General features: G+C 67.2%; 16 protein-coding genes. 7 read left to right on the forward strand and 9 right to left on the reverse strand.

The features are described from left to right. Genes phbB through AC1RMY_RS02270 form a run of 3 tightly spaced genes read right to left on the reverse strand, consistent with a single transcriptional unit; the run spans position 1 to position 2165 of the window. Complete coding sequence (gene phbB, locus AC1RMY_RS02260; RefSeq protein WP_492862312.1) at positions 1–723, reverse strand: acetoacetyl-CoA reductase; 723 nt, start codon at positions 721–723, stop codon at positions 1–3. Between the two features lie 35 nt (positions 724–758). Beyond that, positions 759–974, reverse strand: a complete 216-nt coding sequence (locus AC1RMY_RS02265; protein WP_492862313.1) for a DUF1737 domain-containing protein — start codon at positions 972–974, stop codon at positions 759–761. Between the two features lie 12 nt (positions 975–986). Next, entirely contained in the window at positions 987–2165 is a 1179-nt protein-coding gene (locus tag AC1RMY_RS02270) for an acetyl-CoA C-acetyltransferase (RefSeq protein WP_492862314.1), read from the reverse strand. A 327-nt stretch (positions 2166–2492) separates the two neighbouring features. Here AC1RMY_RS02270 and phaR point away from each other — a divergent pair, with 327 nt between their 5' ends. Beyond that, positions 2493–3101 carry a polyhydroxyalkanoate synthesis repressor PhaR gene (gene phaR, locus AC1RMY_RS02275; protein WP_492862315.1) on the forward strand — a complete coding sequence of 203 codons (609 nt, stop codon included), beginning with the start codon at positions 2493–2495 and terminating at the stop codon, positions 3099–3101. A 173-nt stretch (positions 3102–3274) separates the two neighbouring features. Here the strand turns inward: phaR and AC1RMY_RS02280 are convergent, their stop codons facing one another. Beyond that, the gene (locus AC1RMY_RS02280) at positions 3275–4966 is read right to left on the reverse strand and encodes an EAL domain-containing protein (protein ID WP_492862316.1); all 1692 of its coding nucleotides are present in this window, start codon (positions 4964–4966) and stop codon (positions 3275–3277) included. A gap of 178 nt (positions 4967–5144) precedes the next feature. Here AC1RMY_RS02280 and AC1RMY_RS02285 point away from each other — a divergent pair, with 178 nt between their 5' ends. Next, positions 5145–5339: a hypothetical protein gene (locus tag AC1RMY_RS02285; protein WP_492862317.1), complete on the forward strand. Its 195-nt coding sequence runs from the start codon at positions 5145–5147 to the stop codon at positions 5337–5339. A 147-nt stretch (positions 5340–5486) separates the two neighbouring features. Here AC1RMY_RS02285 and rpmF read toward each other — a convergent pair whose 3' ends face one another. Both rpmF and mtgA read right to left on the reverse strand, forming a co-directional pair. After that, a complete protein-coding gene (rpmF, locus tag AC1RMY_RS02290; protein WP_043233137.1) occupies positions 5487–5672 on the reverse strand; it encodes a 50S ribosomal protein L32 in 186 nt (61 codons plus the stop codon). A 316-nt stretch (positions 5673–5988) separates the two neighbouring features. Further along, the gene (mtgA, locus tag AC1RMY_RS02295) at positions 5989–6690 is read right to left on the reverse strand and encodes a monofunctional biosynthetic peptidoglycan transglycosylase (RefSeq protein WP_492863546.1); all 702 of its coding nucleotides are present in this window, start codon (positions 6688–6690) and stop codon (positions 5989–5991) included. A gap of 132 nt (positions 6691–6822) precedes the next feature. Here mtgA and AC1RMY_RS02300 point away from each other — a divergent pair, with 132 nt between their 5' ends. Then, on the forward strand, positions 6823–7788 hold the full coding sequence (locus AC1RMY_RS02300) for a polyprenyl synthetase family protein (RefSeq protein ID WP_492862318.1): 966 nt from the start codon (positions 6823–6825) through the stop codon (positions 7786–7788). 114 nt (positions 7789–7902) lie between these two features. Here the strand turns inward: AC1RMY_RS02300 and AC1RMY_RS02305 are convergent, their stop codons facing one another. Beyond that, positions 7903–8466, reverse strand: coding sequence for a TetR/AcrR family transcriptional regulator (locus tag AC1RMY_RS02305; protein ID WP_492862319.1), 564 nt, complete (start codon positions 8464–8466; stop codon positions 7903–7905). 110 nt (positions 8467–8576) lie between these two features. On the opposite strand from AC1RMY_RS02305, the gene AC1RMY_RS02310 reads away from it, so the two are divergent. The 4 genes from AC1RMY_RS02310 to AC1RMY_RS02325 all read left to right on the forward strand — a co-directional run bounded on the left by AC1RMY_RS02310 (position 8577) and on the right by AC1RMY_RS02325 (position 11544). After that, a complete protein-coding gene (locus AC1RMY_RS02310; RefSeq protein WP_492862320.1) occupies positions 8577–9365 on the forward strand; it encodes an SDR family NAD(P)-dependent oxidoreductase in 789 nt (262 codons plus the stop codon). 59 nt (positions 9366–9424) lie between these two features. After that, a complete protein-coding gene (locus AC1RMY_RS02315) occupies positions 9425–10519 on the forward strand; it encodes an alkene reductase (protein WP_492862321.1) in 1095 nt (364 codons plus the stop codon). Then, positions 10458–11048, forward strand: coding sequence for a DUF2147 domain-containing protein (locus AC1RMY_RS02320; RefSeq protein WP_492862322.1), 591 nt, complete (start codon positions 10458–10460; stop codon positions 11046–11048). Before AC1RMY_RS02315 ends, AC1RMY_RS02320 begins: the two co-directional genes overlap by 62 nt. 250 nt (positions 11049–11298) lie before the next feature. Further along, on the forward strand, positions 11299–11544 hold the full coding sequence (locus tag AC1RMY_RS02325) for a hypothetical protein (protein ID WP_492862323.1): 246 nt from the start codon (positions 11299–11301) through the stop codon (positions 11542–11544). 9 nt (positions 11545–11553) lie between these two features. Here the strand turns inward: AC1RMY_RS02325 and AC1RMY_RS02330 are convergent, their stop codons facing one another. Further along, positions 11554–12795 (reverse strand): histidine kinase, encoded by a 1242-nt coding sequence (locus tag AC1RMY_RS02330; RefSeq protein ID WP_492862324.1) that lies wholly within the window; start codon positions 12793–12795, stop codon positions 11554–11556. 51 nt (positions 12796–12846) lie between these two features. Beyond that, positions 12847–14139, reverse strand: coding sequence for an adenylosuccinate synthase (locus AC1RMY_RS02335; RefSeq protein ID WP_492862325.1), 1293 nt, complete (start codon positions 14137–14139; stop codon positions 12847–12849). Between the last annotated feature and the right edge of the window lie 72 nt (positions 14140–14211).

Raw genomic sequence — 14211 nt, forward strand, 5'->3', positions numbered from 1 at the left:
TCAGGCCATGTACTGCCCGCCATTGACCGCGAAGGTCGCCCCTGTGGCGAAGGCGCCCTGCTCGGAGGCGAGGAACACCACCATCGCGGCGATCTCCTCGGGCTTGCCGAGGCGTCCGACGGGGATGCCGGCGACGACGCGCTTGAGCGCCTCCTCGGGCATCGCCGCGACCATGTCGGTGCCGATATAGCCCGGCGTGATCGCGTTGACGGTGATGCCCTTGTTGGCGTTCTCCTGGGCCAGCGCCTTGACGAAGCCGATGTCGCCGGCCTTGGCGGCGGAATAGTTGACCTGGCCCATCTGGCCCTTCTGGCCGTTGATCGAGGAGATCACGATGATGCGGCCGAAGTTGCGGGCGCGCATGCCCTCGATCACCGGGCGCGTCATGTTGAACAGCGAATCGAGATTGGTGCGGATCACGTCCGACCAGCTCTCCTTGGTCATCTTGTGGAAGAAGCCGTCGCGGGTGATGCCGGCATTGTTGACGAGGATGTCGATCGGCCCGACATCGGCCTCGACCTTGGCGATGCCCGCGGCGCAGGCGTCGTAATCGCCGACATCCCATTTGAACACCGGAATCCCGGTCTCGGCCTGGAATTTGGCGGCCGCCTCGTCATTGCCGGCATAGCTGGCGGCGACCTTGTGGCCGGCCTGCTGCAGGGCGCGGCTGATCGCCGCCCCGATGCCGCGCGTTCCCCCCGTGACCAGTGCAACCTTCGTCATGCCCGTTCCTCCTCGATGGCGGTCTCAGCGCCGCATTATTGTTCAGACAGCTTCAGATCGGGCGCATAGGCGCCGTCGATATCCTTGATGATGGCCTGGCCGCAGATGACGCGGCCTTGCGCTGCGTCAAAGGCCAAGGTCGGGTGCCCGTAGAGGACCCAGCCCCGGCTCAGGGCCTCCGAGACCCGATGACAGAAGGAGGCGTCATCGGGGCCCGTCAGGTAGCGATAGAGCGTCGTCTGCTTCGGCATGGCGCCCCGCCCTCAGCGCTCCACCGCCATGGCGACGCCCATGCCGCCACCGATGCAGAGCGTGGCGAGACCCTTCTTGGCGTCGCGCTTGGCCATCTCGTGCAGCAGCGTGACGAGGACGCGGGCGCCAGACGCGCCGATCGGATGGCCGATCGCGATCGCCCCGCCATTGACGTTGACGATTGCCGGATCCCAGCCGAGGTCCTTGTTGACCGCCAGCGCCTGCGCCGCGAAGGCTTCGTTGGCCTCGACGAGGTCGAGATCGGCGATCTTCCAGCCGGCCTTCTCGAGCGCCTTGCGCGTCGCCGGGATGGGCCCCGAGCCCATGATCGCAGGGTCGACGCCGGCGGTCGCCCAGGAGGCGATGCGGGCGAGCGGGGTCAGGCCGCGCTTGGCGGCTTCCTTGGCGGTCATCACGACGAGCGCGGCCGCGCCGTCATTGATGCCCGAGGCGTTGCCGGCGGTGACGGTACCGTCCTTGGAGAAGGCGGGACGCAGCTTGGCCATGGCCTCGAGCGTTGCGCCATGGCGGGGATATTCGTCGGCGTCGACGACGATGTCGCCCTTGCGGGTCGAGACCGTGAAGGGGACGATCTCGTCCTTGAAGCGGCCGGCCTTCTGGGCGGCCTCGGCCTTGTTCTGCGAGCCGACGGCGAACTGGTCCTGCTCCTCGCGGGTGATCTGCCATTTGGTCGCGACGTTCTCGGCGGTCGTGCCCATGTGGTAGCCGTGGAAGGCGTCCCAGAGGCCGTCCTTGATCATCGTGTCGATGAACTTGGTGTCGCCCATCTTGGTGCCGTTGCGTAAGTGCGCGGCATGCTGCGACATCGACATCGATTCCTGGCCGCCCGCCACGATGATGTCGGCGTCGCCATTGGCGATCTGCTGCAGGCCGATCGCGACGGTGCGCAGCCCCGACCCGCAGAGCTGGTTGAGGCCCCAGGCGGTCTTTTCCTGCGGGATGCCGGCGAGCATCGCGGCCTGTCGGGCGGGGTTCTGGCCCTGACCGGCGGTCAGGATCTGGCCCATGATGACCTCGTCGACCTCGCCGGCCTCGACCTTGGCGCGGACCAGCGCCTCCTTGATCGCGGCGGCGCCGAGATCATGGGCGGGAGTGTTGGCGAAGGCGCCGTTGAAGGCGCCGACCGCGGTGCGCGCCGCGCTGACGATCACGATGTCCGTATCGGCCATGGGGGAGTTCCTCGCTGTTGTCGCGACGGCCCGCTCGCTCTTGTCACTCGCTGTTGGCCGCCTGGTTCGATCGGCACCTTCGAAGCCTGCCGCGCCGCCGTCAAGTCAGCCGAAGGACATGGCCGCGCCCAATCGCAAGGCGGAGGCAAGTTTGCGTTGCCGCAAAGACGGGCAATTCCTGTCATGCTTTAGTCTTGTTTTTGCGCCGCACGCTCAAAAAACTTGCGACGCACGCCTGAGCGGCTACGATTGTCTGAGGGAGACCGTAAGTCCGGCCGTCGCGCGATCTTCGCGAGAGGGTTCGGGCCAACGTGATGCAGGATTCTGATGGCCAACGATAAAGAACCGACCGTCATCAAGAAATACGCCAATCGCCGTCTTTACCACACCGGCACGAGTTCTTACGTGACGCTGGAAGATCTCGCCGGGCTCGTCCGGGGCGGCGAGGATTTCGTGGTCTACGATGCCAAGTCCGGCGAGGACATCACCCGCTCGGTGCTGGCGCAGATCATCTTCGACGAGGAAGCGAAGGATGGGCAGAATCTGCTGCCGATCGCCTTCCTGCGCCAGCTCATCCGCTTCTATGGCGACAGCATGCAGGCGCTGGTGCCGCGCTATCTCGAATTCTCGATGGACAACCTGACCAAGGATCAGGGCCAGTTCCGCGAGCAGATGGCGAAGGCCTTTTCAGGCGGCGCCTTCGGTGGCGGCGCGATGGACGCGCTCCAGGCTCAGACCCGCGCCAACATGAAGATGTTCACCGAGGCGTTCCGGATGTTCAATCCCTTTGCCGCGGCGGCTGCCGCCAAGGCGCAGGAGGAGAGCGCCGCTGCTGCTGGTGGCGGCAACCCTGCCAAAGGAGATGATCTCGGCGATCTCAAGCGCGAGCTGAGCGAGATGCGCGAGCGGCTGGACAAGCTCGCCAAGACGAAGTGACGGGCCGGCGCGTCCATCCACGGCGTGTCGAATACTCTGGGAACCAGATCGTCATCCTGGGCCTGCCCCGGGATCCATCGGAGGGCGCCGGAGCTCTAAGATGGATTCCGGAGCGGCGCGGCTTCGCCGCTTGTCCGGAATGACGGGCCTTTCCGTAGAGGCGCAGCTTTGACCTAGCCGGCGGCGAATCTGGCTTCCGCGCCCGCCGCCGGCCGCCGTAATTCCGCGCGCCCCACCAGATGACCCTGCAGGTAAGTCACGCCCCAATCGGCGAGCATGCGGGCTTGCAGTTCGTCATCGACCCATTCGGCCACTGTGTCGACGCCGAGATGGTGGGCGAGATCGATCAGGGTGCGGACATAGAAGCGGTCGTCGGTCGAGCGGCGCAGATTCTGCGTGAAGGTGCCGTCGATCTTCAGCACGTCGATCGGGAAGGCGCGCAGGTGCCTGAGCGAGGTGTGCCCGGCGCCGAAATCGTCGATCGCGATTCGCGCCCCGCGGTCCTTGATCCGGCCGAGCAGCCTGGCGATCCGCGCCGGGTTCTCGATCGTGGCGGTTTCCGTGATCTCGACGACGAGGCGTTCGGCGATGCCGCGCGCTCCGCCGGTGCAGACGAGGAAGGCATCGAGCCATTCCGGATCGGAGAGCGAGCGCGGCGAGACGTTGACCGAGAGCGTCAGCGACGGCTCGTCGGCGAGCAGGCCGACCGCCAGTTCGAGCACGCGATGGTCGAAGAGCCGGACGAGGCCGCGCCGCTCGAGCATCGGGATCAGCTCCGCCGTGGCGAAGAAGGCGCCTTCGCGGCCGACCGAGACCCGCAGCAGCGCCTCGTGGAAGGCGACCTCGCGTGACTTTGCCCGCACGATCGGCTGCAGCGCGAGTTCGATGCGCCGTTCATTGAGGGCGGCCAATGCGCTGACGTCGAAGCCCGCGCGATTGTCGTCCGATTCGCGGCTCTCCTGGCGGCGTGCGATCACGGCGGCGTCTGCGGCGCCGGCCCTGGCTCCGGCGAGCGCATTCTCGGCGGCTGAGAGCAGCGTGCCGGCATGGCTCGACAGGTCGGGCGCGACGGCGGCGCCGACGCGCAGGCGTACGAGTGCTATGCCGCGCGCGGTCTCGATCGCCGCCTGCGCCACGGCCTTGCTGAAGCGCCGGGCGGCGGCCTCGACCTGGTTCTGCGGGCAGCCGGTGAGGAGTATGGCGAAGCGGTTGCCGGCATAGCGCACGAGATGGTCTCGCCGGCGCGTCACCGAACGCAGCCGGTCCTGCACCACGCCGATGATCTCGTCGGTCGCCTCATGGCCGAAATCGTCGTTCAGCCGGGCGAGTTCGTCGATCGCCGCGACCAGCACGACGATGCCGCGTTCGGCGGGCAGATGCTCGGACAGCGCCGAGCCGAGCCGTTCGAGCAGCGCGGAGCGGTCGCCGAGTTCCCCGGTCTGCACGACCAGTTCCTCGGGCCGCACCTGACGCTCCAGCCTGAGCACGCCGCGCGCGCAGGCCGGGCGGCCGTCGGTGCCGGCAAACCAGCGCCCGGCATCCTCGACCCACATGCTGCGTCCGGCGAGTTCGGCCGCGTAGCGCGTGCGGTAGATCACGCCCTCGCCCTGATCGTGGCCGCCGGAGGAGAAGATCGCGTCATAGCGGCTGCGGCCGCTGCCGGGCTCGACCAGGCCGGCGAAGCCGAGGCCGCGGGCCATCGCGGCTTCGGGAATCGCGCCCAGCACATCGGCCGCGTTGGGGCCCCAGGTCAGGGCGTCGCTCTGGATGTCCCAGCTGTAGACGACCTCGCCGATCGAGGACAACAGGTTGCGCGGGTCCACGCGGCTGTCGTCACGAGCGTTGAAGATCGACGGCACGGGCATCGCGTGGCGGCCTCGGTGGAACCGGATGCTGGGCACCGAAGCTTGTGCCGGGCTGTCCGGTCCGGATGGATGGGAATGTTTCGAAACGATGCGATGCGCCGCCTTAACACACCGTTAAGCTTGGCTTCCGGTTTGCAACTTTGCCCTGCGACGCGGTGTCTGCGTCCCGGAGTGGCACATGTCGGATGGCGGGTATCGGGAGCGGAACGGGGAGCGCGCGACGGCGGGCTTTGCGATGCTGCTGCTGCAACTCGCCGCGAGCCAGGCCGAGATCGGCCCCTTTGCGCGGCGGGACCGCGAAACGCCGCAGGCGGCGGCGCGGCTCTACCGCGCGGCTGCGCTCCGGGCGCGAATCAGTGGCTTGCGCGCCTGAGGGGCGCCCGACGCTCATTCAGACAAGACAGCGCGAGCCAAGCAAAGAAAAAGCCGGCCTCGCGGCCGGCTCACAACGCTGCGGGGCAGCGCCTCGAAGCTGAACCCTCGCGGGTTTCAGGCCTCGGTCTTTCAGGCGTCGGCCGTCTCAGGCCTCGGTCTTGGCCTTCAGCACCTGGCGGCCGCGATACATGCCCGACTTCAGGTCGACATGGTGCGGGCGGCGCAGTTCGCCGGAGTTCTTGTCTTCGATATAGGTGGGCTGCTTCAGCGCGTCGGCCGAGCGGCGCATGCCACGCTTCGACGGCGACGTCTTTCTCTTCGGAACGGCCATGATACTCTCCATCGTGCCGCCGCTCGGAGGGGCGGCCATCAAGGCCACGCCACCGTCACGACGACGGATCAATCTCGTGAGGCGTTGCCCATACACGCTCGGGCGCGGGATGGCTAGTCCTGAATCCCTGATTTCAGAATCCTGGTCATTCGCCATAGCCGCGGCGTCATACCGGGCAAGCGTAGCGCAGACCCGGAATCCATCGAAGGCTGTCGAACTCTACGATGGATTCCGGATCGGCGCCGCTGATGCGGCTTGTCCGGAATGAGTGCGCTCTTTTCTGAGACGAGAACGGCATCGGGTGCCGTGCCTCATCCTATCCCGGTACGGCGCAATCGCCCAGCGGGCCGAGCTGGCCGACGCGGCGCTGGATGCGCCCCGAAGCCGCTTGCAGGCCCCGCGTCGGGCGGGCGGGGTTCCGCAGGATCGGGTTGGGCAGCGCGCCGGCCAGCCTGGCTGCCTCGGCAGGAGACAGGCGAGCGGCCGGCTTGCCGAAATAGCGCTGGGCCGCCGCTTCCGCACCGAACAGGCCTTCGCCCCATTCGGCGACGTTGAGATAGACCTCGATCACGCGCTGCTTGGGCCAGGCGAGGTCGATCGCCAGCGCCAACGGTATTTCCATCCCCTTGCGGAGATAGGAACGGCCGGGCCAGAGGAAGACGTTCTTGGCGGTCTGCATCGTCAGGGTTGAGGCGCCGCGCGAGGGGCCGTCCTCATCGTCCAGCACCGCGTTCAGCTCGACCCAGTCGACGCCGCCATGGCTGCAGAAGCGCTGGTCCTCGGCAGCGATCACGGCGCGCACGAGCGTCGGCGAGATCGCCGTCAGCGGTACCCATTGCCGCTCGACCGGCTGGAAGGTCAGCCAGCGCCCGATCATGAGAGTGGAGGGCACTGGCACGAAGCGGTAGAGCACGAGCCCGAGCACCAGCGCGGCGAGCAGCGCGAATGCTATGAGCCAAAGCCAGCGCCAGGCGCGGGCCAGGATGCCCCGCCGCGTGCTCGCCCGCTCTGCCGCCATTGCTGTCATGCCCCGCCGGTTGCCCCGTCGCTTGCCCTGCCGGGCTCCCCATTGGCTTGACGGTTCGGCCGCACTCCGGCAAGCCCCGCCCGGTCAGCGAACGCGAGGCCATCGCAGGAGTTCCGCCCCATCATGAGTTCCGCGCAGCCCTCCGATACTGCCGCCCGCAACGGCGACGGCGATCTCGCCGCGCGTCTGGCGCAAACGGCCGGCGAAATCGAGGCACTGCTGGACGGGCTGCTCGGCGATACCGTGGGGGAGGGCGAGATCGCCCGCCCGGCCCGGCTGCTCGCGGCGATGCGCCATGGTTCGCTCGGCGGCGGCAAGCGGCTGCGCCCTTTCCTGAGCGTCGAGACAGCCCGCCTCTTCGGGGTTTCCCCCGCACAGGCGCTGCGGGCCGGCGCTGCGGTCGAACTGGTCCACTGCTACTCGCTGGTGCATGACGATCTTCCGGCGATGGACGATGACGACACCCGCCGCGGCCGGCCGACGGTGCACAAGGCCTATGACGAGGCGACCGCGATGCTGGCCGGCGACACGCTGCTGACCTTCGCCTTCGAGGTTCTGGCCGATCCGGCGACGCACCCTTCCGGCGAAGTCCGTGCGGCGCTCGTGCTCGCTCTCGCGCGCGCCTCGGGGCTGGGCGGCATGGCAGGCGGACAAATGCTCGACCTGGCTGCCGAAGGGCGCTTCGAGACGGGGGGTGCAGCCACCTTGTCGGAAGCCGAGATCCGCCGCCTGCAGGCAATGAAGACCGGTGCGCTGCTGGCGGGAAGCGTCGAGATCGGCGCCATCCTGGGCGGCGCCTCGGCCGAGCAGCACGCGGCGCTGGCGGTCTATGGCCGGGCGCTGGGGGCGGCCTTCCAGGTCGCCGACGACATCCTCGACGTCGAGGCGAGTCCGGAGCAACTCGGCAAGGCGACCGCCAAGGATCAGGGCAAGGGCAAGGCGACGCTGGTCTCCGCGCTGGGGCTCGACGCCGCCAAGCGCGAGCGCGATTGCCTGAGTGCACGGGCGGTGGCGGCTCTGGAGGGGTTCGGGGCGGAGGCGGACGTCCTGCGCGCGGCGGCGCGGTTTGCGGCTGAGCGGACGAGCTGAGAGGGCAGGTTTCGGGCTGTGCCCGATATGATACCGTATCCGCATTTATCACGTATCAGGCGCGGCGCGCCAAGGCCAAGGCGCGGATAGCGACGCGGTCGGCAAGCCTAGCAATTATGTGACGGACACTTGGTTGATCCCTGCATCAATCCACTCACGCGTCTGTTGCAGCACCTCATCCGAAAACGCTGGATCGTCGATCGCTCGAGCGAGGATCACTGCCCCCACCATCGCCGCAAAGCTTCCGATCGCCGCACGGCGTCTGTCTGCCGCGTCCAACTCCGGGAGCGCCTTGCCCATACGGTCGATCTGCGAGCGAAGGCCTACGGTCATGGCCGCGCGTGCTGCCGGGGTCTGATGGCGGACGGCCGCGGCAAGGCCCGCCGTCGGGCAACCACCGGCGCAGTTGTCGCGGTGCCGGGGTGACAGATAGGCCTCCAAATAAGCGCGAAGATCGCTCCCTCCGCCCGCGTCGGAGGCGAGGACATGGGCAATGCTCTGAGCGATCAGGTCATCCTTCGAACTGAAATGGCCATAGAAGCCGCCATGGGTGAACCCGGCGGCTTTCATCACCTCCGCCACGCTGACCGCGTCGAACCCCTTGTCGCGGAACAGCCGGCTGGCGACATCCAGAATCCGGCGACGGTTCTCCACCATCTGCTCTCGACTGACTTTCATTTCAAAATTCTCCGCCGGCTCCGTTGACATTTATATGATGAGCATCATATTTAGCGTCATTCATGACAATCATCATGAATATAGGGTCCAGCAGGGAAAAGAGCAACGCCATGACCACCATTCCATCAGTCCTCGTCACCGGCGCCTCCACCGGCATCGGAGCTGCCTATGCCGAACGCTTCGCGCGGCGTGGGCACGACCTCGTGCTGGTTGCCCGTGACAGGGCGCGCATGGAAGCTCTGGCAACCCGCCTGCGTAAGCAAAATGGCGTGGCCGTCGACATCATCCAGGCCGATCTCACCAAGGCGGACGAGCTTGCAACGGTAGAGACGCGTCTGCGCGATGACGCCCGCATCGGGATCCTCGTCAACAATGCCGGAACAGCCATCGGCGGAAGCTTCGTCGAGCAGAGCACCGACGATGTCGCGCGGCTGGTTGCGCTCAATACGACTGCACTTCTGCGGCTCGCCAGCGCCATCGCCCCGCGTCTTGCGAAGGCCGGTGAAGGGGCGATCGTCAACATCGGCTCCGTGGTCGGGCTGGCGCCGGAGTTCGGCATGACGGTCTACGGCGCGACCAAGGCCTTCGTGCTGTTCCTGTCGCAGGGACTCAGCCTCGAGCTCGGGCCGAAGGGCGTCTACGTCCAGGCCGTGCTTCCCGCCACGACGCGAACCGAGATCTGGGGCCATGTCGGCGCCGACGTCAACACGCTGTCCAACGTGATGGAGGTGAGCGATCTCGTCGACGCGGCGCTGGTCGGCTTCGACCGCCGCGAAGCGGTGACCATCCCGCCGCTTCCCGATGCCGGGCAGTGGGACGCGCTTCAGGCCGCGCGCCAGGCGATGCTGCCGAACTATCGGAACGAGCGTCCCGCCGAGCGCTACCGCACGGTCGCCTGAACACCAACCAAGCCATCTTGACAACGCCCCGCCGCGGCGGCGGCAAGCAAAGGTGACCCATGACGAGCAAATCGCTGTTTGAGCCCTATTCCCTCGGCTCGCTGACCCTCTCCAACCGTATCGTCATGGCGCCCCTGACGCGCAATCGCGCTGGCCCGGGCTTCGTTCCGGGTGATCTCGCCGCCGAGTACTACGGTCAGCGCGCATCGGCCGGCCTGCTGATCTCCGAGGCTACGCAGATCTCGCGGCAGGGTCAGGGGTATCAGGACACGCCCGGCATCTATTCCCAGGCGCAGATCGATGGGTGGCGCAAGGTCACGACCGCCGTGCACGCCAAGGGAGGGCGGATTTTCCTGCAGCTCTGGCATGTCGGCCGCGTCAGCCACGTCGACCTCCAGGAGAACGGGGCGGCGCCGGTTGCGCCCTCGGCGATCCGGGCCGGAACCAAGACGTTTGTGAACAACGCCTTCGTTGACGTCTCGGAACCCCGCGCGCTGGAACTGACCGAGTTGCCGGGCATCGTGAACGACTTCCGCCAAGCCGCCGCGAATGCGATTGCGGCAGGCTTCGACGGTGTCGAGATTCATGGCGCCAATGGTTACCTGCTCGACCAGTTCGCCAAGGACGGTGCCAATGTCCGCACGGACGCATATGGCGGATCGGTGGAGAACCGCGCCCGGCTGATGCTGGAGGTCGCGGCCGCGGTTGTGGACGAGACCGGTGCTGATCGGACCGGTATCCGGATTTCGCCCGTCTCGCCAGCCAACGGTGTCTCGAGCAGCGACCCCCAGGCGCAGTTCGACTACATCGTCGATCAACTCGACGCCTTGGGCCTAGTCTACATTCATGTCGTCGAGGGCGCCACGGGCGGACCGCGCGACGTCGCGCCGTTCGACTTCGGCTCGCTCCGCCGGCGCTTCAGGAACACCTACATCGCCAACAACGGCTATGATCTCGACCTCGCGACGTCGCGCCTGGCCGAAGACAAGGCCGACCTGTTCGCCTTCGGTCGCCCCTTCATCGCCAATCCGGACCTTGTGGAGAGGCTTGAAACCCGCGCACCGCTGGCGGCCGTCGACCCGGCTACGATCTATGGCGGGGGCGCCGCGGGATACACCGATTATCCCGCCATCGCTGCCGCAGGCCGCCCATGAGCCATCGGAGGACCGCGCCTGCGCGGCAACGACCTCGCGACGACAGCAGCGCCTCATCATCTCGGAGATCATCGCCATGCGCGTTCTAGAACATTCGGCCGCTTTCGCGCTCACCGCAGCCGCGGCACTCATGTCCCCGGCAGCGTGGGCAGACCCTGCCTCGCCCGTCGGCTTGTGGCGGAACGTCGACGACGTCAGCGGCAAGCCGAGGGCGCTGATCCGCATCACGGAAGCGAACGGCTCTCTGCAAGGCAAGGTCGAGAAAGTCTTCCTCGCCCCGAACGAAAGCGGGAGATGCGAGAAATGTGAAGGCGCGATCAGGAATGCGCCGGTGGTCGGCTTGATCATCCTGAGTGGCCTGAAGAAGGACGGGGCCGAGTATACCGGCGGCCAGATCCTCGATCCGGACAATGGCAAAATCTATAGCAGCAAGATCTACCTGACCGATGGCGGCAGGAAGCTCAACGTACGCGGCTTCATCGGAGTTTCGATGCTGGGGCGTTCGCAGATTTGGCAGCGGCAGGAATAGTCGGCGCGATCGAAGGCAAGACTGCCCGGTCCAGTGAAAAACTCGCAGAAAAAAGAAAACATCATGAAAGCCTTCATCCTCGATCGATTCAAGCCGTCCTGAACCGGCGGTCGTTGCGAGGCTCGCGGCCGTTCAGGTTGGTCCTTGTCCTCGGCGCGCTTCCGATTCGCCCCCACCCCTTCGCCGGACTCGTCAAGCTGACGTTTGGTCGCTAGCCTAGCGGGCCTCGATCCGGAACGGGGAGGTGGCTATGCCGAACGCCGATGCCGTGATGATCTTTTCCTGCGAGGAGCGCAGGGCCGCTGTCCTGAGAGCCGCACAGCTCCTCAACTGCGCGCCGGGAAGCGATGAAGAGCACGAATTCGAGATGCTGACGCAAGCGATCGTCGAATACGATCTCATTCAGCAGGCCCAGGCCCCCGTCGAGATCCCGGCCGAATTCATGCAGTTCATTCGCAACCGGGCCGCCGCACAGGCGGCCGGCAAGCCCGTCTGAGAGACGAGATCAGCGCCAGCGCCCGAAGGCATCCGCCAGCGTCTGGTTGCCGGGGCCGCCCTTCTCGAAGGTGATGATGCCGCGCTTGCCCGAGGCGAAGCGCACGGGCACGTCGATCCAGGCCCGGTTCAGCATCAGGTCGATGTTGCGCTCGACCTCGACCGGCACGTTCGAGAGAGCGGCGACGAAGAGGTTCTCGCCCAGCGCCGAGTTGATCGCCGAGAGCGGTGCGCCGCGCTCGCTCTCTTCGGTCTTGAACTGCGGCACGCCGACCTCGCGCACGGCTTCCGTCGCCGGGTCGCCGGTCGAGGTGAAGCGCATGCCGATGATGTGCGAAGCGGGGAAGGCGGTGTCGGTGTTGCGGCGGATCGTGAAATCGAGGGAAAGACCGATCTCCGCGACCTCGATGGTGGCGCGCACGATCGTCTCGACCGGGCGGCCCTGGCCGACGCTCTCGCTGTCGAGGCGCCAGAAGACGCGGCCGTTGACCGCGCGCGGCGCCTGCGGGCTGGCGGGGTCCTCGATGTAGAGGATGGCGCGCTGCGCGACCGCGATCTCCTGCGAGGGCGCGGTCGTGCTGCTGTTGCTGGCCGGGCGCTGGCTCGGCGCAGGCGTGCCGGCATCGCCGACGCGTTCGTTGATCTTGCCGGCATTGTCAGGCTGCGCCGGCTGGACTTGCGTCTCGACGCGCTGGCGCGGCGCCTCCGGCGGCTTGACCTTGTTGACGTAGTAGGCGGCAGCCGCGATCGCCGCCACGGCGATGGCGACGCCGGTCGCGACGACGGCCGTGCGCAGATGGACGGGCTTGACCCGCTTCTCGCGCGGCGGCGCGATGCGAGGCCGCATGACCTGAGGCTCAGCCGGTTCCTGCAAGGCGGCATCGAGGCGCTCGTCATCGCGCCCGGCCTCACTCTCGGCCGGCAGTGGTGCATGCGGCCGGGGCGCGGCCGAGGGGGGCTGCGGCTCGCTCGGCTCGGGTGCGGGCGGCTCGGGCTCGGGTTCCGCAGGCAGCAGCGGCGCGAGGTCCGGCTGGGGCGGTGTGTCGTCGTAATCGGCCTCGATCCGCGCCACGGCCTCGTCGAGCGACAGGCGCTCGCGCATGATCTCGGCCTCGCCGAGCGGCGGGTCGAGGCTGCGGAGCTGGGCCACGAGTGCGGCCTTGGCACGGTCATAGATGGCGTTGCGCGCCGCCGGAGACGTGTCGGGCAGCCCGGCGACCGCTCGTGCCAGGATGGGATAGAAGTCGGCCATTGGCCTCACTTGTCGTTGTTGGGCGGCCGCGTCAACCCTCGAGAGGCAAAGTCAACTTTCGAAGGGATTGTGCACGAGGATCGTGTCGTCGCGCTCGGGGCTGGTGGAGAGCACGGCCACGGTCGCGCCGATCAGTTCCTCGATGCGGCGGACATATTTGATCGCTTGGGCGGGGAGGTCGGCCCAGGAGCGGGCGCCGGCGGTCGAGCCTTCCCAGCCTTCGATCGTCTCGTAAACCGGCTCGACACGGGCCTGGTCGCTTTGGCCGGCCGGCAGATGTTCGAGGATCTCGCCGTCCAGCTTGTAGCCGGTGCAGACTTTGATCTCCTTGAAGCCGTCGAGGATGTCGAGCTTGGTCAGGGCGATGCCGTCGATACCGGAGGTCTTGACGGTCTGGCGCACCAGGCAGGCGTCGAACCAGCCGCAGCGGCGCTTGCGGCCGGTGACGACGCCGAATTCCTTGCCCTTCTGGCCGATCAGCTCACCGATCTCGTCGAAGAGCTCGGTCGGGAAGGGGCCCTCGCCGACGCGGGTGGTGTAGGCCTTGGCGATGCCCAGCACATAGCCGACTGCCGAGGGGCCGAGCCCCGAACCCGTCGCGGCCTGGCCGGCGACGATGTTTGAGGAGGTCACGAAGGGATAGGTGCCGTGATCGACGTCGAGCAGAGCGCCCTGCGCGCCCTCGAACAGGATGCGCTTGCCGGCGCGGCGCTGCGAATCGAGCAGGGCCCAGACCGTGTCGGCATAGGGCAGGATCTGGGGGCCGATCTCCTTGAGCTGGCCGAGCAGCTCGCCGCCATTGACCTCGGCGATGCCGAGCCCGCGCCGCAGCGCATTGTGGTGCGCGAGCAGGCGCTCGATCTTGGCTTCGAGGATCGCTGGATCCTTGAGGTCGATGACGCGGATGGCGCGGCGCCCGACCTTGTCCTCGTAGGCCGGGCCGATGCCGCGCTTGGTCGTGCCGATCTTGAGGCCCGCATTGGAGGTCTCGCGGAAATGGTCGAGTTCGCGATGCAGCGGCAGGATCAGCGTGGCATTGTCAGCGAGGCGCAGATTCTCAGGGCTGATCGCGACGCCCTGCGCACGCAGCCGGTCGATCTCCTCGACCAAGTGCCAGGGATCGACGACGACGCCGTTGCCGATGACCGAGAGCTTGCCGCCGCGCACGATGCCGGACGGCAGCAGCGACAGCTTGTAGACGTTTCCGTCGATGACGAGCGTATGGCCGGCATTATGGCCGCCCTGGAATCGGACCACGACATCCGCCTGGCTCGACAGCCAGTCGACGATCTTGCCCTTGCCCTCGTCGCCCCACTGGGCGCCGACCACAACCACATTTGCCATGGCTCAGCTGTTCCTGCTTGTCTTGCTCGTGTCGTTTCGGGCAAGCGCCGCACATGAAAAACCCCGGCGCAA

Source organism: Allobosea sp. GW822-FHT03F07, assembly GCF_058801345.1.